Origin of the sequence: Streptococcus sp. UMB0029 (assembly GCF_002871495.1) — a bacterium.
Lineage (GTDB): Bacteria > Bacillota > Bacilli > Lactobacillales > Streptococcaceae > Streptococcus.
In genome coordinates this window covers 91,275-116,958 of sequence record NZ_PNGD01000003.1, presented here as the reverse complement: position 1 = coordinate 116,958, position 25,684 = coordinate 91,275, and the positions used below count along the sequence as shown (strand labels likewise).

Sequence of the window (25,684 nt, the reverse complement as noted above, 5' to 3'; positions counted from 1 at the left end):
CTCCTTCTTATAAAAATTGCTGTGGCTCATGGTCAATGCTGAGACGGAGCTCACTATTTTCCCGTTCTTGAGTCAAAGCCAGAACCTGATTTAGAGTCGGCCCCAGTTCATCTTCTAAACGGTATTTAATCAAAATCTGATAATGATAGAGGTTGTGGGTACGGGCAATGGGTTTGGGCGTTGGCCCAAGAATGTTACTGGTCTCTGACAAGCCTGACCGCAAAATGTTCATAACTTCATAGGCACGTTTGACCACCTCTTCTTCCTTCTTATGAGAAAGGGTAATACCAATGGTGAAATAGTAAGGTGGATAACCAAGTTGTCGTCTGATTCCCATTTCATAGGCATAAAAGCCTTCGTAGTCCTGATCCTTAGCAAATCTTATAGCATAATGCTGCGGATTGTAGGACTGAATCAAAACCTGACCAGCTTTTTCAGCACGGCCTGCACGGCCTGCCACCTGAGTCAAGAGCTGGAAGGTTCTCTCAGAAGAACGGAAATCAGGCAAATTCAAGGCCGTATCCGCATTGAGCACTCCGACTAGGGTCACATTGGGAAAATCCAATCCCTTGGCAATCATCTGAGTACCTAGTAAAATATCCGCTTCCCCTTGTCCAAACTGGTCAAGCAGGGTTTGATGACTGCCTTTCTTGCGCGTCGTGTCCACATCCATCCGCAAAATGCGGGCCTGCGGAAAGAGTTCTGCCAGCTCATCATAAGCCTTCTGTGTCCCTGTCCCATAGTAACGAATACTTCGGCTCTTACAGTTAGGACAGACCTGAGGAATATCCTTCGAAAAGCCACAATAATGGCAGTTCATGGTCTTGGTATCCATGTGCAAGGTCAAGGAAATGTCACAGTTGGGACAAGTATCCACGGTCCCACACTCTCGACACATAACAAAGCTAGAATACCCCCGACGATTGAGCATGAGAACCACCTGCTCTTTTTTAGCCAGACGGTCTTGGATGGCTTCTAGCAAAGGGGGTGTAAAGTTTGATGTCTCGTTTTGTCCGATATAGTCCCGAAAATCAATCACTTGAACCTCAGGGATCCTAGCTAAAGGATTGGCTCGTTGGGTCAGACGTAAATGTTGATAAACGCCTTTTCCAGCCCGTGCACGGCTTTCCAGACTTGGTGTCGCAGACCCAAGAACTAGGGCTGCTTGATTATATTTGGCCCGTAAAATGGCGACCTCTCTGGCATGGTAACGGGGATTACTGTCCTGCTTATAAGTCGCTTCGTGCTCCTCATCGATAATCATAACACCCAGATTTTTCAGCGGAGCAAAGATGGCAGATCTGGCACCAACAACAACTTGTGCATCGCCGCGTTCCACCTTGCGCCATTCATCATACTTTTCACCATTAGACAAGCCTGAGTGAAGAATGGCCACTTTCTCACCAAATCGAGCAATAAAACGCTCCGTCATTTGTGGAGTCAAGGAAATCTCAGGAACCAGCAAAATAGCTGTCTTGCCCTTGTCCAAAGCTCCTTGGATAATCTGCAAGTAAACTTCTGTCTTCCCACTTCCTGTAATCCCTTGAAGGAGGAAGGGAGCCTGGTGACTACCAATCGCACTGACCACCGCATCACGCGCCTGTCTTTGCTCTGGATTCAACTCCAAAGGCTGACTTGCCTCAATGCCTTCAAAATAAGCAGCCGAGCGTTGAACTTCCTTTTGAACTATGGTCACAGCACCTTGTTCCACAAAGAAGTTAACTTGCTCCCTCGAATAGAACTCTAGCAAACTAGCCAAGGAAGCACTCTCAGGATGAGAAAGCAAATAGTCTCTCAGTTCTAACTTTTTCTTGGCGCGTGTAGAAATCTCTACACTTTCTAATTGAGCAAGGTCTACCTCATACCAAGACTGGGTCTTGACCTTCTTTTGATCAATCGCCTGATATTCTAGACCAAGCAAGCCTTTTCTAGTCAAACGCATCATTTCAGCTTGCTTACCTAAATCCAGAGAAGAAAAGGCAAGCGAATCTTCTGAACCAAACAGACGATCTCGGTCTTCCTGACTCAGACCTTCCTTAGGATAGAGAATTTTGTCATAGCTGGAGTTCAGAAACCCTGGTAACATAGCCTTGAGGATGGAGATCTTGTAGGAGAAGACAGATTTGCGTAACTCCTCAGCCAACCAGAGTTGTTCTTGCGTGAGAACAGGAGAAAAATCTAACACCTCGACAATATCTTTTAAATCTTGCTCCATCTCTTCTTCATCTGGTTGGGACTCCAAACCAAGAACAATCCCTTGAATCAGGCGATTAGCCTTACCAAAAGGCACATGAACCCGCATCCCAACTTCCAGCATTCCCTCAAATTCCTCCGGAATCCTGTAACTATAGGGCTGGTCCGTCTGCATCAAGGGAACATCTACGATAATCTTAGCTATAGCCATCTTTTCACCTCCTCCTTGTCAGTACATTCTTGCAATAGAAAAAATAAGATTGAGTCCCCCCAACCTTAAATTTTTTCACCATCTTCTTTTTCTTTAGCGATTTGCTCTTTGATTTTCTTTTCTTCTTCTTCTTTGCGGCGTTTTTCTTCTTCGATACGGCGACGCACTGCTTCACGTTTTCCTTCTGGATCTGGGTGAATGGTTACGTTTCCTGATTCGATTTCTTCTAAAGCGCGAAGAGTTGATTTTTCAGATTTGAAACCTTGAGTTGCTGGCGCACCTGCTTCCAATTCGTGGGCACGTTTTGCTTCCAAGATTACGAGTGAATATTTTGAAGGAACCTTGTCAAGCAAGGTATCAATAGAGGGTTTTAACATCATTTGCTTATACCTATTTTCTAAATTTTATCGAGTAGTTGGAGATTTTGGCAACATCTCCTGATAGTGACCAATAACACGATCCACACGGAAGTGCTCTGCTTCGATCACACGTTTGACACGTTCAGCAGCTAGGGGCACCTGATCGTTGACAATCGCATAATCATACTCACGCATAAGCGCAATTTCTTCCTTGGCTTTTTCGATTCGTTGGGCAATCACTTCAGCACTGTCTGTTCCACGACCTACCAAACGATCTTGCAATTCATCCAAATCTGGTGGTGTCAGAAAGACAAAGACAGCATCTGGAACCTTTTTCTTGACCTGAAGAGCACCCTGAACTTCAATTTCAAGGAAAACATCGATTCCCTTGTCCAAGGTTTCATTGACATAGGTCAGAGGAGTTCCATAGTAGTTGCCGACATATTCTGCGTATTCCAACATCTGCCCTTGACGAATCAGCTCTTCAAACTCTTCGCGAGTACGGAAGAAATAGTCAACACCGTCCACTTCTCCAGGACGTTGTGCGCGTGTCGTCATCGATACAGAGTATTGAAATTGGTTTTCAGAACTCTCAAAAATCTCTCTTCTAACCGTTCCTTTGCCAACCCCTGAAGGACCAGAAAAAACGATTAGTAAGCCTCGGTCTGCCATTGTGTCTCCTTTTAGTCAGTCTGTGAAATAACATTTCTATAGAATAATGGCAAAAAGCCAGATTATCCTTTACAGTCTTTCTATCTAGTGTAACAAAAAAGCAGTAATTTTTCAACTGCTCTTTCTTATTTATTTAGCATAATCTACTGCACGAAGCTCGCGAATCACGGTTACCTTGATATTTCCTGGGTAATCGAGATTGTTTTCAATTTTCTCACGAACTTTATGAGCCAAGATTGTGACTTTGTCGTCCTTGATTTGTCCTGGATTGACCATGATACGGATTTCACGTCCTGCTTGAAGGGCAAAACTAGTTTGTACTCCTTCAAAGCCATTCGCAATTTCTTCCAAATCATGAAGACGCTTGATGTAGCTTTCAAGAGACTCACTACGAGCACCTGGACGGGCTGCGCTCAAGGCATCTGCCGCAGCGACGATAACTGCAATGACACTTTCAGCTTCAACATCGCCGTGGTGGCTAGCAATCGTATTGACCACAACCGGATGTTCCTTATATTTACGAGCCAATTCCATACCGATTTCAACGTGGCTACCTTCAACCTCGCGGTCAATAGCTTTCCCAATATCGTGAAGGAATCCAGCACGACGGGCAAGAGCCGCATTTTCACCAAGTTCGCTCGCCATGATACCAGCCAACTTAGCAACCTCAATCGAATGACGTAAGACATTTTGTCCATATGAAGTACGGAACTGCAATCGACCCATGATTTTCATCAAGTCTGGATGAAGGTTTGGCGCACCAATCTCATAAGCTGCTGCCTCACCGTATTCACGGATCTTATTGTCAATCTCTTGACGGTTTTTCTCAACCAACTCTTCGATGCGAGCTGGGTGGATACGACCATCTTTGAGCAACATTTCCATAGTCATACGGGCAATCTCACGACGAATCGGATCAAATCCTGACAAGGTCACCACTTCTGGTGTATCGTCGATAATCACATCGACCCCTGTTAAACTTTCAAAGGTACGAATGTTACGACCTTCACGACCAATAATGCGTCCCTTCATAGTATCGTCTGGCAGGTGAACCGTTGAGTTTGTTGACTCTGCTACATATTCTCCAGCGATACGTTGCATGGCTTGAACCAGGATATCCTTGGCCATTTTGTCAGAACGTTCCTTGACCTCTTGCTCAGCTTCGCGAATACGACTGGCAATCTCCTTGGTTAAGTTTTCCTCTGTCTGAGCTAGGATAATATCTCGTGCTTCTGCCTGAGACAGAGCACCAATACGCTCTAGTTCTGCTTCTTTTTGTCTTTCGACTTCCTCTAATTGCTCTTCACGCGCATCAAGGTTTTTCGCTCTATCAGAAATACTTTGTTCTTTTTGTTCAAGTGTTTGTTCTTTACTCGTCAAATTGTCGTCCTTACGATCGAGGCTAGTAGCTCTCTCGGTCAAACGACTTTCGATTTGTTTGAGTTCTTGACGTTCTGATTTGAATTCAGCGTCCACTTCTTCACGGTATTTTCTGGCTTCTTCTTTGGCCTCCAATAGTGCTTCTTTTTTAAGAGACTTGCTTTCACGCTTGGCTTCATTAACAAGTAAATCTGCTTCACGCTCAGCTTGTCCACGTAAATTAGTTGCTTCTTGTTCAGCATTTAAAAGCATCAACTCTGCAGCTTCCTGAGATGATTTCATCTTGGCTGAGATGCTGACATATCCAATGACTAAACCAATGATGACGGCAAAAACAGCAATCGCAAGCGACATGATTTCCATGTTTTTACCTCATTTTATTGTTATTCCGAATGACATACATTCTTTTACATTCTACCATAAAAAAGTGATTTTCACAAACCTAAAATAGAATATGTTTTGGGGAATTTGGAGTTTAAATACCTATAATTTATTGGCGCAATCTCTATTTCTTAGAAATCGTAGTTTAGTAAAGATTTGAGAAAAAGCCTACTTCGCAGTAGACTTAGTAATGATCTTTAAAGGACAAGAAAGCCACGCTATCTCCATCAATCATATAAATCAAGCGATTTTCTGCATCAATACGCCGTGACCAGGCTCCTTGGTAGTCATACTTGAGTGGTTCTGGTTTACCTATTCCTGTAAATGGATTGCGTTGAATATCCTTGATTAGTTTGTTGATTCTTTTTAACGTTTTCTTATCCTGATTTTGCCAGTAGCAATAATCTGCCCACGCATCTTCTGTAAACTTGAGTAGCATTCCTCACTCCTCAATAACATGGACTTGAGTGCTTCCAGCACGGACTTGAGCCATTCCTCGCAAAATCTTGTCTGATAACTCCTTATTTTGAGCGATTCTCAGGGTTTCCTGAATACTATCCCACTCGCTCTTTGAAAGAACTACAATGTCCTCGTCTGGATTTTTATTGACCACCGTCAAAGGCTCAAATTCATCATTTACCTTTTTCATGTAGTCTTTTAAATGATTTCGGAATGTTGAGTAAAGAACTGCTTCCATAACCATACCTCGTTTTACCTCTTTTCCACTATTATACACAAAAAGAAAGAAATTGTCAGGAACTTGTACAATATTTTCTTTTCTATCTATTTATACTCAATGAAAATCAAAGAGCAAACTAGGAAACTAGTCGCAGGCTGCTCAAAACACCGTTTTGAGGTTGTGGATAGAACTGACGAAGTTAGTAACCATACCTACGGCAAGGCGACGTTGACGTGGTTTGAAGAGATTTTCGAAGAGTATTATTCGTAAAAAATCTCAAAAAGCCTACCTTTCAGTAGACTTAGTTTGTTTCTATTCTAATGGGTACTCTTCCAAAATTCTGTTCTGCTATACTTGGATTCCCCAGTTGGTAAATCTGGTCTGCCTTTTGGGTCATAGTATCCCAAGGCTCTTTGCCAATTCTGCTGACTAGATGGATCTGCCCTTTCAGAGACTTGAGATGTTGTCTGCCTTTTTTGGTAAAGCCAAGGACATGGATGGCTTCTGGCAAGAAACTTTCTCTAGCCTGCACCAAGATATAGGTCAAGAGGCGTCTGACACGCGCCTTGGTATAACGCTTGGTGGCAACCGCTTCGACTAATTCTTCCACAGACTGGGCTGTTTTAATAGTTTCCTTAATACGCACTGCCATTTCTTGATTGACCTGATAGATGGTGGTTAGGTCTGGATTTGACAAGATCTGATAGCGGAGCAAAGGAAAATAGTCTTCCCAGATCACCTTACTTGCCTGCTCAAATAGGGCAACAGAAGGCATAAAGCGTTCTAAGAAATCTTTTTCTGATTGATGCTGACGCAGAGCTGTCGCCGAGGCAAAGTCCACATCCTTGTCCACTGAATGATAACCTGCCCCCTGACGCTGAATCGGATGAAGTCTGATGTTGCGTCCCGCAACCGCCTTGGCATAAGCAAGAGCAAGGACATGATTGGGCGTATTGCCTGAAAAATCAAGACCTGCAAATTCCTTCCACATGGCCTGGGTCTTCTGGGGATAGGAAAGGGAATCAGGCAGATTTTCCACAAATTTCTCCATCTCAGCACCTTGCTCTGTGTATAAGTCAGCAATTTTCTGGTAATCCATAGCTTCTTCTGTTCCAAAGGATAGAGTATCAATGCCCAAGCGAGCCAAGATATCCACAGCTCCTTGGCCAAAAAAATCCGCAGCCTGAACACTGACTAAAAAGGGCAATTCCACTACCAGATCCGCTCCATTCTCCAGCGCCATCTGAGCCCGTGTCCACTTGTCCACAATAGCAGGCTCTCCTCTCTGCATGAAATTTCCTGACATGGCAACAATTTTCAGTCCCTCAGCCTGCTCCAGCAGGTATTTGTGCCCATTATGAAAAGGATTGAACTCCGCGATAATACCTGTGATGGTCATGCTAATCTCCTACTTCTGCGCCACAAAAAACCAACGGGTACTAGTTTCTGTTGGCTCCTTGTCCTCAAAGTCCGCATAAAGTTTGAAGGACTTGAATCCAGCCTGTTCCAGCAAGATATCATAGGTCAAGACCTCATAGGTCCGCTCCTCATGAACTTCATCGTGGCGACTAAAGGAACCTTCCGCTTCCTTGATAAAGAAGGTCAACTCATGCACGATGGAGTGAGGAGCTTCGTCCTCATAGGTGTCCCAGAGCATGGCGAAGTCTTCCGCATTTTCATGGTAGGAATAGCCTGGAAAAACTTCATCCGTCTGGTAAGTCGAATGCACATCAAAAATGAAAACCCCATCTTCATTGAGGGCATTATACACTTCCTTAAAGACGTCCCCTACTTCCACCTCATCCTGCATGTAGCAGATTGAGTCCGAGTAACACGTGACAAAATCATATTGACCTGCCTTGGACAAATCCAGCATATTGCCTTCAATAAAATCAATCTTTTGCTTGGCGGAAGCAGCTCTCTTCTCAGCAATCTTCAGCATATCCGCGCTCAAGTCAAGTCCAGTCACATCAAAACCAGCCTGAGAGAAGCGCACCGATTGAATTCCTGTCCCACAAGCCAATTCCAAGAGTTTCTTTCTCTCCTTGGTCTTAGGCAAATGACGTAGCGAAAAATCCGTCCATTTATCGTATAAACTATCATCCATGACCGCATCATAGACCGCCGCAAAGGTTTCATAAGTTACCATAATCATGATACAAAGAGCCTCCATGGCAAACACCACTCGCTCTTTACCTTTCCATCAATTTCTTCTAAAATAAGCAAATAAAACCCAGTTGACTGCAACTGAGTTCGTCTTCTAAGCAAGAGTTTCTGAAATATCTACTGAGTCTGCCTCATGCCATAGCTTCTCTAGGTTATAGTGGGCACGCATTTCTTCTGAGAAGATATGCACAACGACAGCACCAAGGTCCAGCAAGACCCAGCCTCCAGCTGCATCGCCTTCAACATGGCTACCTTTAAAGCCTGCATCGGCTACTTTTTCACGGATATTATCAGCGATAGCGTCCAACTGACGGCTATTCATCGAGCTAGTGATGACAAAGTAGTCCGTCACACTAGTCAAATCTTGTACATCAAGTGCGAGGATATCCTCCGCACGTTTCTCATCAGCCGCTTTCACGACTAGTTCTAGTAATTCTTTTTCGTTCATTTAGTCCTCTTTCTAGAAAATATGTTTGTAATCTAGGACATCTGCAAAGCGCTCCTCCCAAATGTCCTCATAAAATTCATTAATCGTTTCTGCTGGAATGTCATCCCCATCAAACGTTGTGCAAGTTCCTTCTGGAATAATAAGCTGATAGCCATATTCAAAGGCAACCTTAACAGAGGTATCCACACAATATTCTGTCTGCATACCACATAAAACTAATTTTTCAATCCCCTGTTTATCCAAGTATTCTTTTAAACCAGTTTCTTTGAAAATACTGTTATACTTCTTCTGAAAGACCTTTTCATTAGGTTTTCGACTTAAAAGCTCAGATAACTGCCAATCTTCTGATGTTTGAGCTTCAGAGTTCTCAATATGTTGAACATAAATAATTTCGATATTCTTACTTCTAGCCTGGTTTTGTAAATAAGAAATTTTTTCCAATAGACTATTTGACTGAAAACCGGTTTCCACTAAAATATTCTGAACATCAATGATTATAAAAGCCGTCTTCATTTAGTCCTCTTTCAAATAGTGCACAAAGGCGTTATAGGTTTCAAGGGTTTGGGGATAGATGGGGAATCCCTGATAAGCTAGATGCTCCACAGTACGAGCTGTTTCGTAGGCCACTGCCTTATTGAGCGATAGCTCAGCAATTTCACGCGCCACATCCACACCTGGAAAGGCACGATTGTGCTCGATATAGTCTGCGACGTAGATGACCTTGTCTAAGTCTGTCATCTGACCAGCCCCGACTGTATGGATTTCAATGGCTCGCAGGATTTCTGAATTATGCAAATCCAAATCTTCCTGAATTTTGTAAATGCCAACCATTCCATGCCAGACATTATTGCCCCAGTTTTTGAGGTCAGAATCCAGTTGATAACGGTCAATTAATTCAAGAAATTCCTGATCTGACAGCTTTTTAGCGTAGTCATGAAGAAGACCTGCTAGACCAGCTTTCTCAGTATCCACACCAAATCGCTGGGCCAGTTCTATAGCTGCACGCTCCACACCCAAGCAATGGGTTAAGCGTTTTTCGGGTAGAAGCTCTGCCATTTTTTCCAACAAAGCCTCGCGAGAGCAGTTGATATAGTCTTGATAGGACATCAGTAGAGCCCCTCCTTCTCGATGTAGTCCAGCACAGGCTGAGGCAGGAGAAAGTTGGGTTTTCGACCTTGGGCAAGGAAGTCACGCACCATGCTGGATGAGATATCCATGAGAGGCACATCCACCCAGATAACTGGATAGGAAGTCCCTGCCTTGTAGCGTGGGCGCTGAACTCCCACAAACTGAACCATATCTACCAGTTCATCAATTCGGTACCACTTAGGCAGATAGTCCACCATATCGGCACCGATGATAAAGTAATAATCCGTATCTGGATTCTTCTCTGTTAAAATCTTCATAGTGTCGTAGGTATAGGAAATGCCCTTGCGCTCCAACTCGATGGTTTCAATGGCTAGGCCTTCAATCCCCTCAATCGCCAACTCAAGCATCTTAAGACGGTGATGTTCAGGGATGGTTTCCTTTTTATCTACATGAGGAGGTTGGTATTCAGGCATAAGCAAAACCTGGTCCAATCCCAACTGTTGCCGTACTTGGTCTGCAACGATCAGATGGGCATTGTGAACAGGGTTAAAATTCCCCCCTAAAATCCCGACTTGTTTGCGTTTTTTCTCCTTGATTTCTGGCTCCAACTCTACCTTGGTAAAGGGAGTCAATAGTTCGATTGCCATAGGCTAGTCTCCTTTATTTCTCTGTAAAAACAGTTGTTTGGAGTAGGTTTTTAGATTTCTTTAACTTTTTTAGAAATCTTGCGATTTTCTTTCTTACTGGATTGTTTAAACAAAATCAAGATGCGTCCGATTTTTTGGACTGTGTCCACACCGATCTCTTCTTCCAAAATTTCAGCTACTTCGTGGATATTTTCATCGGTGTTTTGCAAAAGAGTCACCTTGATCAATTCACGGGCGTCAAGTGCCTGACGGACGCTGGTTTTGATTTGATCGTTGAGTCCATTTTTTCCGATTTGGATGATGGGTTTGAGGGTATGTGCCTGGCTGTTGAGGAAGGCACGTTGTTTTGATGTTAATGACATAATTTCTTCCTTGTTTTTTTGATAGTTATTTTAGGTGGTGAGGGACGGTCGGAACTAATTTTCCAAAGACTCTCATCTTTGAAAAATGGATTTCCTGACCTCACAATTGAGCCTTGGTCTCAATTGTGCCCCTTGCCAATCTACAGATTGGCAAGACACCACGGCAATAACTATCGCTATATGAGCTCACTTTGTTCGCTCAGCGATTTTGTTTTAAATAATTGCTTTTCGTGTGACGACGGCGACGCCTTCTGGTGCCCAGACGGCGACTTTGACGGTGCCTGTTACGCGGATCCAGCCTAGGCCTGAGATGACTAGGTCTGTCTTATCCTTGATGTTAAATACATGCTCAACCAGTTTAGGAAAATCTTCTTTTTCCTTGCTATTTGGTGGTGTCAGAAGGCTTCCAAGGTGCTTGTCGTAAAAGGCACTAGCTCCTTCAAGCTTAGTACGATGCAATTTGAGTTCATTGTCAAAGAAGGCTGTGAAACCTTGCTTTTCTCCTGCAATGAAGTCAAAGCGTCCCAAACCGCCTAAAAACAGGGTTTGCTCAGGATTAAGCTGATAGGTTTTTGGCTTGATTTCCTTTTTAGGGCTAACATACTTGAGATTTTTGGCAGTCAAATAGTGGGCCATCTGGTGGCGGTGGATGATTCCTGGTGTATCGTAGATATAAGATCCGTCATCAAGCGGAATCTCAATCTTGTCCAAGGTTGTCCCTGGAAAGCGTGAAGTCGTAATGACATTCTGGTCACCAGTGATTTCTTGGATAATAGCATTGATAAGAGTTGATTTTCCAACATTGGTCACACCGACCACATAGACATCACGACCCTTACGGTAGTGTTCAATCTTGTCAATGACTTCCTTAATGGCATGTTTGTTTTGTGCCGAAGTCAGGACGACATCCACAGGACGAAGCCCTTCTTCGTGGGCACGCTCCATCAGCCACTGGCTAATCTTACCTGGTTTTACTGACTTGGGCAAGATATCTTTTTTATTCCCGATCAAGAGGACATCATTGCCCGAGACAAAACGTGGTAAACCTGGGATAACAGAGCCATTAAAGTCAAAGATATCAATGACATTGACCACTAAGGCATCACTGTCTCCCACCTCGTGCAAGAGTTTGAGGAAATCATCATCCGTCAACTGGACATCTGTAATTTCATTGTAGTGGCGGAGACGGAAACAGCGTTGGCAATAGACTTCACCAGTCTCCAAACCTTTTTCAAGTGCCGACTGGGGGGTAAAGCCAAGACCAGTCTTGTCTGTCGTCTGAATGGTTACTCCACAACCAATACAGAGAATTTCTTCCATAGTTAAATTCCTTTTTTATATGTAATCGGTCCGTACTTTTCAGTGATTTTTCGCATCACACGACGCTCACGAGCTCGGTTAATCTGCGTTTTGATCGAGTCATGTTGAACCAAGGGTTTGACTAAAATCGAGCGAATGCCTGCACGGTGGGCTGCTCGTATATCTGTCATGAGCTGGTCACCGACCATGACCACTTCGCTTTTCTCATAGTGGAATTCCTTCATGGCACGATCAATCCCAAATGTGAAGGGCTTCAGAGCCCAATAAACGTAATCAATTCCAAACTTCTCAACTGCACGTTGAACGCGTTTTTTGGTGTTATTTGATACCACGATGATGCGAATGCCCGCGTCACGGAGGTCATGTAGCCATTGCTTCATCTCTGGCGTCCCATCAGGATTATTCCAAGCAATGAGGGTATTGTCCAAATCGACCAAAACAGCCTTGATTCCCTGCGCCTGCAGGCTTGGAACTGTCAGATCATAAACTGCTTCCACAGCAAAATCTGGCATGTAATTTTCAATCGCCATTCTGGCTCCTTTTCTTAACTTTTTTTCGCAATTTTCCTTAGTAACAATGACAAAACAATCCACAAACCTGCACTAGCCAAACTGATGTAGAGCCAAGCATGGGGCTCATCTGTTAAAGGTAGGGGAACATTCATTCCAAAAAAGCCTGTAACTACTGCCAAAACCGCTAGCAAGACTGAAATGATGGTCAAGGTTGTCAAATTATCATTCAGATTGTTGTTTAGGATATTGTTGTAAGATGCTGATAATTGTTGGAGAACTTGAGAAATCAAATCCGTCATGGACACCAGCTGATGAGCTTCAATCATGGCATCATCAAACTGTTCTCTCTCAATCTCATTAAAACTGCGATAGAGGGCATGCCCTTGGATATGCTCCAGCAACATGCGATTTTGCTTGGCAGCCGCAGTAAGATAAACCATACCGGTTTCCAAGTCGGAAAGGGCAAAGAGGTTTTTCTTGGTCGTCCGCTGACGCAAGAGGCCATTGACCTCATCCTTACTCTTGTCCATCTGCTCGATGACAGGATAGTAGGCATTGCTGATGATTTCCAGACTGGCAAAGAGAAACTTGTAAATCGAAAGCGTGTCATGACTCTCCAGATAACGGGTCATCTGTTCAATGACATAGGCGTTCTTGGTATTACTAATGGTAATCAGGCGATGATGTTCCACGATAAAGGTCATGGGAAAGGCTTCGTAGTAGGCCTTATCCTTTTTTAAGTTCAAGACATTATAGATAAAGGTCACAGTCCCATTTTCACGGTGATAATCCATGTGGGCACGCTCATTTCTATCCAGTGCGTATTCAATGGTTTCCTTGTCCAAACCGTAGATTTCAGAAAGGTCTTCTAGTTTTTTCAACTTGTCCAAATCTAGGTCAATCCAGGTACAACCATTGCCCAGCTGTTTTTCTAAAAACATCTTCTCTCCCTTACCAAACTCTTTCTATTGTACCATAAATCTGCTAACATTTCAGGCCTGGTCTGTCCGAGAGAAATTGCTGACGACGGTGATATTCCGATTGGGAACGAAGTGCAGAACCTGATCTTCTCCTCTGAGTTGAGTTGTTCGAATGCCGACACTGACAACCTTGCCCGAGACAGTAATAGGACCATTTGTCAGAACAACCTCATCTCCCACATCCAGTTGACGTTCAAAGAGGATGAAAAAACCATTAATGACATCAGACAGAAAACCTTGGGCTCCCATCCCAATAGCCACCCCAGCAATCCCAGCTCCAGCAAGCAAACTAGAAACTGGCAAACCTAAAATCGACAAAATGCAGTAGAGTAAAAAGAAATAAAGGGTATAATTAAACACATTTTCTAGTAGGCGTGAGATGGTTTTCTGACGCCCGACATCATGACGAGACATTTTTAAAGAGGGTTTGACAACTCTCTGCACCATGGTATGAAGCAGTTTTTTAGCTATGTAGAAGAGTAAAAATAAGAATAAAAGAGAAAGTATCTTGGTCAAGATATTCTCGATAATCGCTGTAATATCAATCTTATTAAGATAGGTTTGAATAAATTCTTGCATAGAAAACTCCTTTTATTTATTATACCATACTTTTACAGAGTGTCATTCTCCATAAATATTCAAAAATAATTTCAAAAATAGACAGAAAATTCTTGATTTTAGTTCATATTTATACTATAATCATAAACATTACACAACTAAGGAGCTTATTATGAAAAAACTCATTCATACTTGGAATAAGGCAAGCCTAATCAAACGTATTTTGATTGGTATGCTTTTTGGAGGAATCCTAGGACTGACACTTCCTACTGTATCTGGAATCGGCCTACTCGGAGATCTCTTTGTTGGTGGTCTCAAAGCCATCGCACCTATTCTAGTCTTTGCCCTCGTTGCCAATGCCCTTTCCAAACACCAAAAGGGACAGGATAGCAATATGAAAACGGTTATCTTCCTTTATCTAGTAGGAACCTTTGCAGCGGCACTTGTGGCTGTCTTTGCTAGTTTCATCGTTCCAGTTGAAATTACCTTAAATAGTACTAATACAGAGGTTACGCCTCCTGATGGTATAGGCCAGGTTCTTAGCAATCTCTTACTTAAACTCGTAGACAACCCTGTCAATGCCCTCGTCACAGCCAACTACATTGGAATCCTATCTTGGGCAGTAATTTTCGGGATTGCAATGAGAGAAGCCAGCAAAAATAGTAAAGAATTGTTGAACACCATAGCTGATGTGACTTCTAAGATTGTTGAATGGATTATCAACCTAGCTCCATTTGGAATCCTTGGTCTTGTCTTTAAAACTATCTCTGATAAAGGAATCGGCAGTCTCGCAAACTACGGTATTTTACTAGGATTATTGGTTACAACCATGTTCTTTGTCGCTCTGGTTGTTAATCCACTAATTGCCTTCCTCTTTATGAAGAGAAACCCTTATCCCCTCGTTTGGAAATGTTTGCGTGTCAGTGGTGTAACAGCCTTCTTCACTCGTAGTTCTGCAGCTAACATCCCTGTAAACATGAAACTCTGCCATGACCTTGGACTCAACCCAGATACCTATTCAGTTTCTATCCCACTTGGTTCTACTATCAATATGGCAGGAGCAGCGATTACCATTAACATTTTGACCCTTGCTGCAGTAAATACTCTTGGAATCCCTGTTGACTTTGCAACAGCCTTTGTCCTTAGTGTGGTAGCAGCTATCTCAGCCTGTGGAGCTTCTGGTATCGCTGGTGGTTCCCTCCTCCTTATCCCAGTTGCTTGTAGCCTTTTTGGTATTTCTAACGATATTGCCATGCAAGTTGTGGGGGTTGGATTTGTGATTGGTGTCATCCAAGACTCATGCGAAACAGCTATTAATTCTTCTACAGATGTCCTCTTTACTGCCGTTGCCGAATACGCAGCAGCCCGTAAAAAATAACTCATAAAGACAAGTCTGCTCAAGTCTTGTCTTTTCCACTTTTATTCTAACTTATTAGGAAATTCTTATGTCTATTAGCCAACGTACGACCAAACTCATCTTAGCTACCTGTCTAGCCTGTTTTGTCGCTTATTTTCTCAATCTTTCTTCAGCTGTCTCAGCTGGAATTATCGCTCTCTTGAGCCTATCTGATACCCGTAGAAGCACCTTAAAACTGGCACAAAATCGACTCTTTTCCATGCTCCTAGCTCTGGCTATCGGTGTTCTGGCTTTTCACTTGAGCGGATTTTATATCTGGAGCCTTGGTCTCTATCTGGCTCTCTACGTTCCTCTAGCCTACAAGATGGGCTGGGAAATTGGCATCACACCAAGTAGCGTTTTGGTCAGCCATCTCTTGGTACAAAAATCAATTTCTCCAGACCTTCTAGTCAATGAATTTCTTCTCTTTGCTATCGGTACAGGGTTTGCCCTACTAGTCAATCTCTATATGCCTTCACGAGAGAAGGAAATCCAGCTCTACTACACGCTGGTTGAAGAAAAGTTAAAAGATATCCTCCAGCGCTTCAAATATTATTTATCCAGAGGGGATGGACGCAACCGAGCACAGCTGGTTGAAGAATTGGACACCCTTTTGGAAGAAGCCCTCAGACTGGTCTACCTAGATCACTCTGACCACCTCTTTCACCAGACCGACTACCATATCCACTACTTTGAGATGAGACAGCGACAAAGTCGTATCCTGCGAAATATGGCCCAGCAAATCAACACCTGTCATCTTGCTGCCAGTGAAAGCCTGATTTTGGCCCAACTCTTTTCAAAAATTGCAGGCCAACTAAGCCAAACCAATCCTGCTTCTAATTTACTAGATGAAATTGAACGCTATCTAGAAGTCTTTCGTAATCGCAGTCTGCCCAAGACAAGAGAAGAATTTGAAACCCGCGCCACCCTCCTCCAACTCCTACGCGAAGCCAAAACCTTTATCCAGGTGAAAGTTGATTTTTACCAAAAATATGGACAGTAAAAAAGAGAAAACTTCAGACCAATCACAAAAGGTGAGTATCTGAAGTTTTCTTTTATTTGTAATACTCTTCGAAAATCAAATTCAAACCACGTCAGCGTCGCCTTACCGTACTCAAGTACAGCTTGCGGCTAGCTTCCTAGTTTGCTCTTTGATTTTCATTGAGTATAAGTTATCACCATAAAGGTTAATAGTAAAACGAATAAGGCCAAACTCACCAATAAAGTGAGCACCTTGACCAAGGTGTTACTCTGCCAATAACTTGGTTTACCAATATTACTGGTGGCATCCATGGAAAAGAGTTGATTTTGACGGGGTTGGATGGTTACCAATACAATCAAAGCAAGAGATAGGACAATAGCTAAAACAATCAGTATGTCAATCATATGCCTACCTCAAAATTCCCAACAAAGTAAAGAGTAAACCAATTAGAATCATCAAACCCAGTAAGAGTGAAAAAGTCTTACTAATCTTTTCCCCTCGGGTTTCTTTTTCCTTCTTGATGGGTTTTTGTTTCAACTCTTCCATACGACCTTCAACGTCTTTGTAAAATAAATCTTCCTCTGACATGTTAGCCTCCTAAAACAGTTTGCATGGTTTCCTGATATCGTACCAAGTCAACATAATTTGCATGCTGGCCTTGCTTTCCAAGTGCCTGACGCATTTGATCAACATCTGAAAGGGCCAATTTAATGGTCTCAACCAAAGCAGAAACTTCACTACTTTCAAATAGATGTTCTGGAGCGATATAGAGTCTATTGTGCACCGTCTGATGAAATCCAAGAAGCAAGAGATTGTGCTCAAAGGCCTGACGTACTGCCTGTAATAACTCATTGCTATGGTTTATATCCAAGTAAATATCTGATAGTTGATAAAGTTCTTGAATTTTTTGTGGACTAGCGTTCTGATAAAGGACTACATTAGGATAGCGAAGCATATCTAAGAGCTTAGAAGACATCTCTGTTACCGCTGCGATACGGAAGGTAACATCAGGCAAGGCTTCTACGATTGCTTCTACTTGCTCAATCTGATCGGAATTTGTCAAGATTAAGGCGTCTCGTCTTAGGAAATTATCACGTTTGAACTGGTAATGATAACCCAAGTGCACAAACTGATCATGGTATTTCTCGTCAGTCAACTCTAAAGCGCGCTCATAAGTTGCCTTGTTTGGAATGATGATTTTCTTAGTACGCACATCATCACTCTCTAAAATCAACTGCATATTGCCTGGAATGGCATCATAGAGAGGTTCCTGCCAAACCAAAACATCTGAACCAGATTTATCTGGATGATGGAAGGAAACCAAGAAAGGAGTCGCTAAGGTATTAAAGATAAGCTGACTTGTATCTATTTCCAAATCTTGCAAAAAGAATGTAATAAATTCAACCTTATTGGCAAAGTAACGCATAGGTTGACCTGGTAAGGTCAATAAGATATCACCTGTCACATAGTTTTCAAGTAACACCTCCTGGCCATTGACATCTTGGTAAACCGTCATAATCGGCTCACTATCAGCACTATAGGTCGTTGTAGCAAAGCAAGCACCAAAGCGATTGTAATGGTCAATCTGGCGTACTCTTCCTTCCAAGTCTTTCCAATCTACCTGTTTAACCAAGCGAGCCTGCATTCCATCTGCATAATGAATGACAGCCCTCTCCTGTAGTAAATCATTAATAGTGGCTGAACTATTATTCCCCATAATTTCCCAAAAAGCTGGAACAGGAACTTGGTTAAAATAGAGAGGTTTTCCCTTTTCATAGCCTAGATAATAGGTAAATGGGGACACCAGACCATCAGGTAAAAAACCATCTGCATCGATAACTACTCCAAGTTGAGACAGTCCAGTAGCGACTAAACTTTCATGTAAATCTCGACTTTCCTGACTATAACGATCATAAAGTTCAATCATGGAGCACCTCCTCTACTGTTTTCTTCCACTTTTCTAAAATTTCTTCGGTTAAGAAGCCTTCTGCAATTTGGTAAGAATGGGCACGCATATCCGCCAAACGATTTTCTTGATACAGTTGGCAAATCTTAGCTGCGTAAGCTTGCTTGATTTGATCTTCTACATGGTCAGATGAACTTGGAATCAAATAACCATTTTGCCCATCTTCTATAAAGGTCTGATTGCCATAAGGCACATCAAAACCGATTAGTGGTAGACCTGAACCAATAGCTTCCATCAAGGTCAAACCAAATCCTTCACTGGTAGAAGCCGTCAAGTAGACCTCATACTTGCTATAAATCTGCGAAAGTTCCGCATGCCCCTTGAGCTGGATATAGCCCTCAGCCTGATGAGTTGCAATAATGTCTCGAAGAAGAGAATCCTCTCCACCGCTACCATAAATATCAAAGGTCAATTCAGGTATTTCCTTACGCGCCTCAATGACCGCCTTGACCAACCAATCAATATGTTTTTCTTTGGCAAGACGTGAAGCTGTAATCAATGAAAATGGCTTACGTCCTTGACTTGACTCAGTCAAGGAATCAATACTTCCTACAGGAATGGTAACAATCTTTGGTTGGTGCTGGGTGTATTTGGCAAATTGCTCTTGCAACACTTCATTCTGTCTATCAGTTGATACGATAAAGAAATCTACCTTATCCGCGTTAGTAAACTGGTAGTCATAATAGTTATTCCAAAGAATGTAATCATCATTTGTTACATTTTCACTATAATGCTCCGCATGAACAACTACCGCCAGATGCGCTACTTGTACTTCCTCAAAAACAACCTGTCCAATGCCTGTCTCTCTATCGAGAATGACCAAATCAGACTTGTTCAAATTCAAGGATTTCATAAAGGCTCGCATAAAAGCTGGCTTTCCATAGAAAATCTTATCCTTGAAACGGTAAACTTCTTCCTTACCTTGATTCATCAAGATATCATAGGCTGGAGTCCCATCTTCATTGTAAAAGGTTCGCTGATATAATACTGCAACATTATCCTTTGGAGCAAAGTACTCGCTACAATAACGAGTGTAAGAAAAGTAATCTTTACGAATCAGTTTTCCTTTAAAAACATACTCGGCATGTTGAACCAAGTCCTTGTCCTCATCAACCAAATAACAGGTTACAAACTTATCTTGGTCAGAAAAGAAGACACGTAAAACCTTGCCATTTTTTTCTCTGTGACTTTCTTCACCACCGAAATAAGCCAAAACATCATCCACTGTCACGCTAGTCGGTGCAATCTTGATATCTGTAAAATGATTATAAAGCCAGATCACTTGATCGTCATCAAAACCAATATTGGCTGTTAAGTGCTGAATATTATCGGCTAAAATCATATCTGTAAAGATAAACTTCGAGAACAGATTTAATTTCCGAAAAACACCAGCACGATAAGCTTGGGCGTATTCAACACCGCTACTAGCCCAGCCAAGTCCTAAATTTATATTGTAAATTGTCATATTTTCCTCTTTTTTATGGGAAATGGGTCATAATCTCACCCTTAGGAGTGACTTCAACCAAGCCCATCAGGAGATTACGCACCATATCCGCACGAATTTGTTCTTTCATGGTTTCAAAGCCTGCATAAGCTTCTTGATAGTACTCTACGATTGGATTTTTCTGACTATTAGATTGATCACCGATAGCCATAGATAACTGTTGTAGATAGTCTACCTGCTCTACCCAGTTGTCATCAATAGCCTTGAGCATAGAAAGTCGTAAAAACTGTTCATACAAGCCATGTTGCTCAAGCAATTCTTTCTTTGCAGAAAGTTCTTTATCAATCACCTGCTTAATAAATCTACGAACTGCATCTTGATTCGTCACTTCAACATGGTCTGGAATCTCTTTAATATGAAAACTAATATTGGTCACAATAAAGTGGAAGAGCAACTCTCGGCTTTCATAGTCTGAAGAAGTCACTTGAACTATGTAGTTAGCAATGATTTTCTCAACAACATCTTCCAAATCACGAGAACCATCTATTAAACGATTTCTCTCTTTATAGACCATATCTCGTTGTATATTCATACTCTCTGCATACTCTAGAGTTTGACGACGTGCAGAGCGTCCTGCACTATCACTCGCATGTTGAGCCTTTTCGACTAGTTTCCGATATTTACGACCTTTCAATACTTCCGGTTGAGTCATATCTTGAACCTGATAGTCTTTATACTTTTTATGCACCCAAGATGGGCCAAATTTCTTGATAACATCGTCCTCTAAAGATACAAAGAACTTACTCATCCCAGGATCTCCCTGACGGCCAGAACGGCCACGAATTTGCAGATCGATCCGTTGACTTTCCATCCGTTCCGTTCCAATGACAATCAAGCCCCCGAGCTCTGCGACTCCCTTACCAAGCTTGATATCCGTACCCCGTCCTGCCATAGAAGTTGCCACTGTAACAGCTCCCATTTGACCTGACTCGGAGATAATCTGAGCCTCACGCGCCGCATTATTAGCATTTAAAACATTATGGGCAATCCCTTCACGTAATAAAAGAGATGAGTAAAGATGGGACATCTCCACAGAACCAACAAAAACCAATAAAGGATTTCCCTTAGCATGGTATTCTTTGATATACTCCAAAGAAGCATACACTTTTTCAGGTAAAGTAACATATAGATTATCTGGATAGTCAATCCGTTGTCTAGGACGGTTAGTTGGAATGCGCACTACAGACATATTATAAGTTTCCAGAAGCTCTTTTTCTGCAACCTTACCTGTCCCCGTCATTCCAGACACCTTATTAAACATCTTAAAAAGGCTCTGATAGGTGATAGAAGCCATGGCTCTCGTCTCTGGAGATAACTTGACATGTTCCTTTGCCTCAATTGCCTGATGGAGACCCCCCTGCAGTTTGGTCATTTCCATTAGACGTCCCGTCCCCTTATCTACTAATACCATTTCATTACCACGAATGACATAGTCCTTATCTTTTGTATAGAGCTTATGGGCTCGAATCGCATAAACTAAATGACGAGCAAAGGGTGCATTCTCCTCACTATAAAAATGGGCAATCCCTAAAAAACTTTCAGCAGCTTTAGCACCTTTAGTGGTCAACCAAACTTCATCTTTTTCCTCTTTAAAAATATAATCCTCACCTTCAACCAAGGTCGTTACAAGCGTGTCAATAATACCGTAGTGATTAGACTGAACACGAGGAGAGCCAGCAATAATAAGAGGTGTCTGTGCGCTATCCAATAAGATATCATCAATCTCATCAATAATAACATAATCAAAGGGTCGTAAAAATTTCCCTTCATCATTTGAGGCAAGATTATCATTTAAATAATCAAAACCTAAGTTACTATTAGTTGTATAAATAATATCCGATGCGTAAATGATTTTTTTCTCTTTTGGGGTAAATTCTTTTTGAGGATCATCCGTAAAAGGCACACCAATTGTCAATCCTAAGAAGTGGTAAACTTGCCCCATCTCTTCAGCATCTCGTTTAGCTAGATAGTCATTAGTGGTGATTAGCATGGTACCTTTTCCTGTCAGGGCATTGAGATAAACAGGCATAGTGGCCGTCAAGGTTTTCCCCTCACCAGTATTCATCTCAGCAACATTTCCCTGATGAATAACGATCCCTCCCATGACCTGAACATCATAAGGAAACATTCCCAGTACGCGTTTATCTGCTTCACGCACAACAGCAAAAGCTTCCACTAAAAGATCATCTACCGTCTCTCCTTTAGCAAGACGTTGGCGAAATTCCTCTGTCTTTGCAACTAATTCTTGATCTGATAGAGATTCCATCTTTTCTTTAAGGGCATTAATCTTTTTTAAAATCCTTTTAACTTTCCGAAGTTGGAAATCTTGATAAAAACTTCTAGACACAATTAATCTCCTTAATAGATAAAGAATAAAAATCCATAGACTCAAAGCCAGCACTTAGAAGGGAGACTTGGTAGGTATAGGTGTCATCAGGATAAGTAAAATCAAAGACTTTCTTTTTTTCAATTTTCTCTTCAATTACATCCCCATATCTATCAAAAAAGGAAATCTTTGTATAGACTCCATTTGTAGGATAACATTCAAAATTCATACATAATTGATAATCCTGTTTTCTTTTAAGTAAAGGGAGACTGGGCTGAGTTCTAAATGCCTGATAATTCACACTAGAAAACCATGTTTTTAAAATTTCTCCTGATGGTATCAACGGATTATATAGACTAATATGTTTATCTTCGTAATAGGTCACCTTACTACCATACATAAATGTCCCACTTACCTCTCCCCAAGTGATACTTCCTCTTTGGTTGATAATCATTTGTCACCTCTTCCAAACTCCGCTCCCAATACCATACTATAAAAATGCAAAAACCAAGCCACATTTGTAGCAGTATCATCATTGTGTCGCCCAGATGTTCCCTTAGAAAGAATTTTTGCACCTGTATTGCATAGATAAGTTACTAATTGTTCATAGGCATGGCTATCCATTTCCTCATCTTTCATATAAGATAATCCAAAAGTTGTTTTTGAAAAATCAGCTTGTTTAAAGACCTTCCAAAAACGTTGATCCAATTCCAACATATGGTCAGATGTCACTCCATTTGTATGGTGGATTAACACATCAAATGCCAAATTGGCAACAGCCGGTGCATCTAAACGACCCCTACGAGCAATTGTTCCAAGATTAGCCAGAGGTTTTCCCACAATAACGGCTCTAGGTTCAAAGAAACCCGCATAGTAAAGAGCTGGAAAAGTTCCCATAGAAAGACCAGATAAAATTAAATCTTTATGAGTAAGGTCTAAATACTGTAGATAATAACGAATAGTATCCTTTATCTTCTCTTCTAGTTCTTTACTACCAAGGTAAAAAGCGCCTCCTTCTAACCTAGGATCAGAAAATAAAAGAAAAGGGCAACCTAAATTTTTCATCATGCGATATCCCTCAAATCCCTCGGCGGGACGATATCCAGCAAAATAGACTGCCAAAGGTGGTTTGAAATCTCCTGGATGAAAGAAATAGTTAATTTCATCGCGCTTGCTATCATGTAAAATATTTCCACCAAGGAAAAATTTACCAAATTGTTTACGACTCCAACGTTGGTGTAGATTGCCTAACTTCAAGCTTCCACGACCACGAGCCTCTACAGATACCGTTATAAAAAAATCTTCCTCTTTACTGTCCACAACAATAGCTTTCTGAAGAGCATCTTCAGCATAAGTTTCCTCTTCAAAAAATTCATCAACAGATCCAGCCCATATCTTACGAATAACAAGACGAAATTCACAATTTCCTTGTTTTTCAAACTCTAACCATAATTCGATAGGTAAATTTTTATAAACCATAAAATTATCTGGCCAGTAAGCTAATTGTTGAAAATCATCTCCAAAATCCCCGTTCAAATTGACATCATCAAGCCCCTGATAAGCAATAGTCCCTCGAAAGCTTGAATGAATTTGCATCGTTGACGGAAATAATTTATCACCGTAACCTCCCCTAAAGAGAGAGGTTGACAAATCATTCACTAATTGCTGAGGAACTGAGAAATCTATAGCTTGAGCGCACCGTTTCTTTAATAAATCAAGAATGGCCAAATCTGTCGTTTTAAACTCCTTATTATAAAACAAAGTATGAGGTTCAACATGATGGATAAAGGGTAATAAATCACTGATATACTGCCCGTCCTCTATCAAGATTGCATGAAAATTTACAATATTATTCATTTCCATCATTTTACGAAGAGCTATAGGTGAGTTGGGACAGAAATAGTACCAATCCATATTTTCAGGAATATCGTAATGATGAGCCCAGTTATCAATCCCTATCTGTAGGATTTTATGTTCCTTTGACATCAGTAACCTCCTCAAGCCAATGGTGCAATTTATCTAAGAAACGTTGACCAGTATGTTCCTTAATTTTATCAATAGAATAGATTAAAGCCTGATTCCATTCTTTTAATTTATCTGTATAGTAATGTGCTGCCTTGGAAAATTCCGTCACATCTGAAATCAAATAACCATTTTTCAAATGTTCCACATAGACTGTTTCAATCCTATTAATCTGAGGAATCCCTGCACTAATACCTGCTATTTGAGTATAGAGATGCGGTTGCTTATTCAAATCCACAATCAAACGCACAAACTCTAGTGTCTTGATTAACTCCAACTCATCATTCATATTAACAAATTGAAAACGTAGTTCCTGCTCTTGATTTTCTTCTAAAGGATTTTCTGCATCTCCATAGTCTATCCCTTTTTCTAAACTATCAGTATGAATTTTCTCTTTAATAATTTCATGAACAAGAGCCTCTACATCTTCCATTTGTTTCTGGCTAGCCGAGAAAGCTCCGAAAACTATTTCTGTATTTTTAGTTTCTGAAATAAATAATAAAACTTGAGTCAATGCTTCTCTATCAATTTCTTCGTTAAAATCAAGCTGATAATAAATAATAGACTCTTTTCTTGTTTGACTTCTCCCCAATCGTAAACGTGTATCAAAAGGAGAAAGATGATGGAATTTATTAGATAGTTCAGGGTATAGCTCTTGTAAAAGTTTTAGACTATCTTCTCTATCCACTAATACTAGACTGGCCCTATCAACTGATAATGATAGCTCTCTAAAGGTATCTTGAGAATTACGGTTGATGAAAATACTCAAAATTTTAGAATTAGTACTTGGAATGTATTTGAAAATAAACTGGTCATGGTAAGGATGTGACGGAATGATAAATTTATCCTGCTTTTTCTGATTTTTTTTCAAATATTTATCAAAAAATTCTGCTACTAAATGCTCCATATTTCGATAGTTAAGTAATTTAAATCGATAGGCAAAAATCGGATTAATCTCTATCCTGCCCTTCTCTTGAATATACTCCCTAAATCGCCAAATTCCTTTAGGATCTAGATAATCCTGATACATAGCTTGACCATCTTCAAAATAGATTACACTAGAAACAAATCCTCTATCATCCATGAGATAGCGCTTGCTAATCTGACCATTTGAATTAAAATACCGAATTTCACTAATAAAGCCCTCTACCCCATGCTCTACCTGAGCATATTTCTTACCTTTTTTTTGCACAGTAATTGCAAAAGGACTATAAAGAAATTGACAATCACTATCCCACTCTATATCTCTAATGTGAAGAACCTGAGTATGCAGTTTATGAAAATCTTGCATATCATCAAAAACAGAGTAAACATCTGTCTCTAAAACACCATGCCTATGTAAAAAATAACGCAAATGTGGTTGATAAGATAGTACTAATAAGCGAGATGATATTCCTTGTCTTTGAAAGAGACGGAGTTGATTAAAGGTATCATCAAATTCAAAGCGAAATTGTGAATGGTACCAAGGAATCACATCCGCATGCCACTGACGTTCTGAACCATACCAAGCTGGAATAAAATAATACATGAT

At 41.2% G+C, this 25,684-nt stretch carries 28 protein-coding genes; 3 read left to right on the top strand and 25 right to left on the bottom strand.

What is annotated here, in order from left to right:
- Window positions 1–7: 7 nt before the first annotated feature.
- The 6 genes from CJ239_RS02630 to CJ239_RS02605 all read right to left on the bottom strand — a co-directional run bounded on the left by CJ239_RS02630 (window position 8) and on the right by CJ239_RS02605 (window position 5,893).
- The gene (locus CJ239_RS02630; protein ID WP_102210442.1) at window positions 8–2,404 is read right to left on the bottom strand and encodes a primosomal protein N'; all 2,397 of its coding nucleotides are present in this window, start codon (window positions 2,402–2,404) and stop codon (window positions 8–10) included.
- A 65-nt stretch (window positions 2,405–2,469) separates the two neighbouring features.
- Window positions 2,470–2,784 carry a DNA-directed RNA polymerase subunit omega gene (gene rpoZ, locus CJ239_RS02625; RefSeq protein WP_000979235.1) on the bottom strand — a complete coding sequence of 105 codons (315 nt, stop codon included), beginning with the start codon at window positions 2,782–2,784 and terminating at the stop codon, window positions 2,470–2,472.
- A 24-nt stretch (window positions 2,785–2,808) separates the two neighbouring features.
- Window positions 2,809–3,435, bottom strand: a complete 627-nt coding sequence (gmk, locus tag CJ239_RS02620; protein WP_102210441.1) for a guanylate kinase — start codon at window positions 3,433–3,435, stop codon at window positions 2,809–2,811.
- A 129-nt stretch (window positions 3,436–3,564) separates the two neighbouring features.
- A complete protein-coding gene (locus tag CJ239_RS02615; RefSeq protein ID WP_000404936.1) occupies window positions 3,565–5,178 on the bottom strand; it encodes a ribonuclease Y in 1,614 nt (537 codons plus the stop codon).
- 202 nt (window positions 5,179–5,380) lie between these two features.
- Entirely contained in the window at window positions 5,381–5,635 is a 255-nt protein-coding gene (locus tag CJ239_RS02610; protein ID WP_102210440.1) for a Txe/YoeB family addiction module toxin, read from the bottom strand.
- Between the two features lie 3 nt (window positions 5,636–5,638).
- On the bottom strand, window positions 5,639–5,893 hold the full coding sequence (locus tag CJ239_RS02605) for a type II toxin-antitoxin system Phd/YefM family antitoxin (RefSeq protein ID WP_180958189.1): 255 nt from the start codon (window positions 5,891–5,893) through the stop codon (window positions 5,639–5,641).
- Between the two features lie 99 nt (window positions 5,894–5,992).
- On the opposite strand from CJ239_RS02605, the gene CJ239_RS12015 reads away from it, so the two are divergent.
- Entirely contained in the window at window positions 5,993–6,145 is a 153-nt protein-coding gene (locus CJ239_RS12015; RefSeq protein ID WP_257994401.1) for a hypothetical protein, read from the top strand.
- Between the two features lie 31 nt (window positions 6,146–6,176).
- Here the strand turns inward: CJ239_RS12015 and CJ239_RS02595 are convergent, their stop codons facing one another.
- From CJ239_RS02595 to CJ239_RS02545, 11 genes are all read right to left on the bottom strand, one after another.
- On the bottom strand, window positions 6,177–7,274 hold the full coding sequence (locus CJ239_RS02595; RefSeq protein WP_102210438.1) for a nucleotidyltransferase: 1,098 nt from the start codon (window positions 7,272–7,274) through the stop codon (window positions 6,177–6,179).
- A gap of 9 nt (window positions 7,275–7,283) precedes the next feature.
- Window positions 7,284–8,024 carry a class I SAM-dependent methyltransferase gene (locus tag CJ239_RS02590; RefSeq protein WP_180958196.1) on the bottom strand — a complete coding sequence of 247 codons (741 nt, stop codon included), beginning with the start codon at window positions 8,022–8,024 and terminating at the stop codon, window positions 7,284–7,286.
- Between the two features lie 111 nt (window positions 8,025–8,135).
- Window positions 8,136–8,489, bottom strand: a complete 354-nt coding sequence (gene rsfS, locus CJ239_RS02585) for a ribosome silencing factor (protein ID WP_102210436.1) — start codon at window positions 8,487–8,489, stop codon at window positions 8,136–8,138.
- A gap of 12 nt (window positions 8,490–8,501) precedes the next feature.
- Complete coding sequence (locus tag CJ239_RS02580) at window positions 8,502–9,002, bottom strand: cysteine hydrolase family protein (protein ID WP_102210435.1); 501 nt, start codon at window positions 9,000–9,002, stop codon at window positions 8,502–8,504.
- Window positions 9,003–9,596 carry a bis(5'-nucleosyl)-tetraphosphatase (symmetrical) YqeK gene (yqeK, locus tag CJ239_RS02575; RefSeq protein ID WP_102210434.1) on the bottom strand — a complete coding sequence of 198 codons (594 nt, stop codon included), beginning with the start codon at window positions 9,594–9,596 and terminating at the stop codon, window positions 9,003–9,005.
- Window positions 9,596–10,225 carry a nicotinate-nucleotide adenylyltransferase gene (locus CJ239_RS02570; RefSeq protein WP_000963705.1) on the bottom strand — a complete coding sequence of 210 codons (630 nt, stop codon included), beginning with the start codon at window positions 10,223–10,225 and terminating at the stop codon, window positions 9,596–9,598. The genes yqeK and CJ239_RS02570 overlap by 1 nt, the downstream gene beginning before the upstream one ends.
- Before the next feature lie 50 nt (window positions 10,226–10,275).
- On the bottom strand, window positions 10,276–10,587 hold the full coding sequence (yhbY, locus tag CJ239_RS02565) for a ribosome assembly RNA-binding protein YhbY (protein WP_000060169.1): 312 nt from the start codon (window positions 10,585–10,587) through the stop codon (window positions 10,276–10,278).
- Window positions 10,588–10,800: 213 nt separating this feature from the next.
- A complete protein-coding gene (gene yqeH, locus CJ239_RS02560) occupies window positions 10,801–11,907 on the bottom strand; it encodes a ribosome biogenesis GTPase YqeH (RefSeq protein WP_102210433.1) in 1,107 nt (368 codons plus the stop codon).
- A 2-nt stretch (window positions 11,908–11,909) separates the two neighbouring features.
- The gene (locus tag CJ239_RS02555; RefSeq protein WP_000963748.1) at window positions 11,910–12,437 is read right to left on the bottom strand and encodes a YqeG family HAD IIIA-type phosphatase; all 528 of its coding nucleotides are present in this window, start codon (window positions 12,435–12,437) and stop codon (window positions 11,910–11,912) included.
- A gap of 14 nt (window positions 12,438–12,451) precedes the next feature.
- Window positions 12,452–13,360 (bottom strand): magnesium transporter CorA family protein, encoded by a 909-nt coding sequence (locus CJ239_RS02550; protein WP_084890850.1) that lies wholly within the window; start codon window positions 13,358–13,360, stop codon window positions 12,452–12,454.
- Between the two features lie 51 nt (window positions 13,361–13,411).
- Entirely contained in the window at window positions 13,412–13,978 is a 567-nt protein-coding gene (locus CJ239_RS02545) for a mechanosensitive ion channel family protein (protein WP_102210432.1), read from the bottom strand.
- 151 nt (window positions 13,979–14,129) lie between these two features.
- Between CJ239_RS02545 and sstT the strand changes: the two genes are divergently transcribed.
- Both sstT and CJ239_RS02535 read left to right on the top strand, forming a co-directional pair.
- Complete coding sequence (sstT, locus tag CJ239_RS02540) at window positions 14,130–15,335, top strand: serine/threonine transporter SstT (RefSeq protein WP_102210431.1); 1,206 nt, start codon at window positions 14,130–14,132, stop codon at window positions 15,333–15,335.
- Window positions 15,336–15,402: 67 nt separating this feature from the next.
- Window positions 15,403–16,356 (top strand): aromatic acid exporter family protein, encoded by a 954-nt coding sequence (locus tag CJ239_RS02535; protein ID WP_102210430.1) that lies wholly within the window; start codon window positions 15,403–15,405, stop codon window positions 16,354–16,356.
- A gap of 155 nt (window positions 16,357–16,511) precedes the next feature.
- Here CJ239_RS02535 and CJ239_RS02525 read toward each other — a convergent pair whose 3' ends face one another.
- Genes CJ239_RS02525 through asp1 form a run of 8 tightly spaced genes read right to left on the bottom strand, consistent with a single transcriptional unit; the run spans window position 16,512 to window position 25,681 of the window.
- Window positions 16,512–16,739, bottom strand: coding sequence for an accessory secretory protein Asp5 (locus tag CJ239_RS02525; RefSeq protein ID WP_049532914.1), 228 nt, complete (start codon window positions 16,737–16,739; stop codon window positions 16,512–16,514).
- Between the two features lie 4 nt (window positions 16,740–16,743).
- Window positions 16,744–16,923, bottom strand: coding sequence for an accessory secretory system protein Asp4 (gene asp4, locus CJ239_RS02520; RefSeq protein WP_001287962.1), 180 nt, complete (start codon window positions 16,921–16,923; stop codon window positions 16,744–16,746).
- 1 nt (window position 16,924) lies between these two features.
- Window positions 16,925–18,262: an accessory Sec system glycosylation chaperone GtfB gene (gene gtfB, locus CJ239_RS02515; RefSeq protein ID WP_102210429.1), complete on the bottom strand. Its 1,338-nt coding sequence runs from the start codon at window positions 18,260–18,262 to the stop codon at window positions 16,925–16,927.
- Window positions 18,255–19,766, bottom strand: a complete 1,512-nt coding sequence (gene gtfA, locus CJ239_RS02510) for an accessory Sec system glycosyltransferase GtfA (protein WP_102210428.1) — start codon at window positions 19,764–19,766, stop codon at window positions 18,255–18,257. Before gtfA ends, gtfB begins: the two co-directional genes overlap by 8 nt.
- Before the next feature lie 13 nt (window positions 19,767–19,779).
- Window positions 19,780–22,152: an accessory Sec system translocase SecA2 gene (gene secA2, locus CJ239_RS02505; protein WP_102210427.1), complete on the bottom strand. Its 2,373-nt coding sequence runs from the start codon at window positions 22,150–22,152 to the stop codon at window positions 19,780–19,782.
- The gene (gene asp3 / locus CJ239_RS02500) at window positions 22,145–22,585 is read right to left on the bottom strand and encodes an accessory Sec system protein Asp3 (RefSeq protein WP_102210426.1); all 441 of its coding nucleotides are present in this window, start codon (window positions 22,583–22,585) and stop codon (window positions 22,145–22,147) included. Before asp3 ends, secA2 begins: the two co-directional genes overlap by 8 nt.
- Entirely contained in the window at window positions 22,582–24,117 is a 1,536-nt protein-coding gene (asp2, locus tag CJ239_RS02495) for an accessory Sec system protein Asp2 (RefSeq protein ID WP_102210425.1), read from the bottom strand. The genes asp3 and asp2 overlap by 4 nt, the downstream gene beginning before the upstream one ends.
- A complete protein-coding gene (gene asp1, locus CJ239_RS02490) occupies window positions 24,101–25,681 on the bottom strand; it encodes an accessory Sec system protein Asp1 (RefSeq protein ID WP_102210424.1) in 1,581 nt (526 codons plus the stop codon). Before asp1 ends, asp2 begins: the two co-directional genes overlap by 17 nt.
- Between the last annotated feature and the right edge of the window lie 3 nt (window positions 25,682–25,684).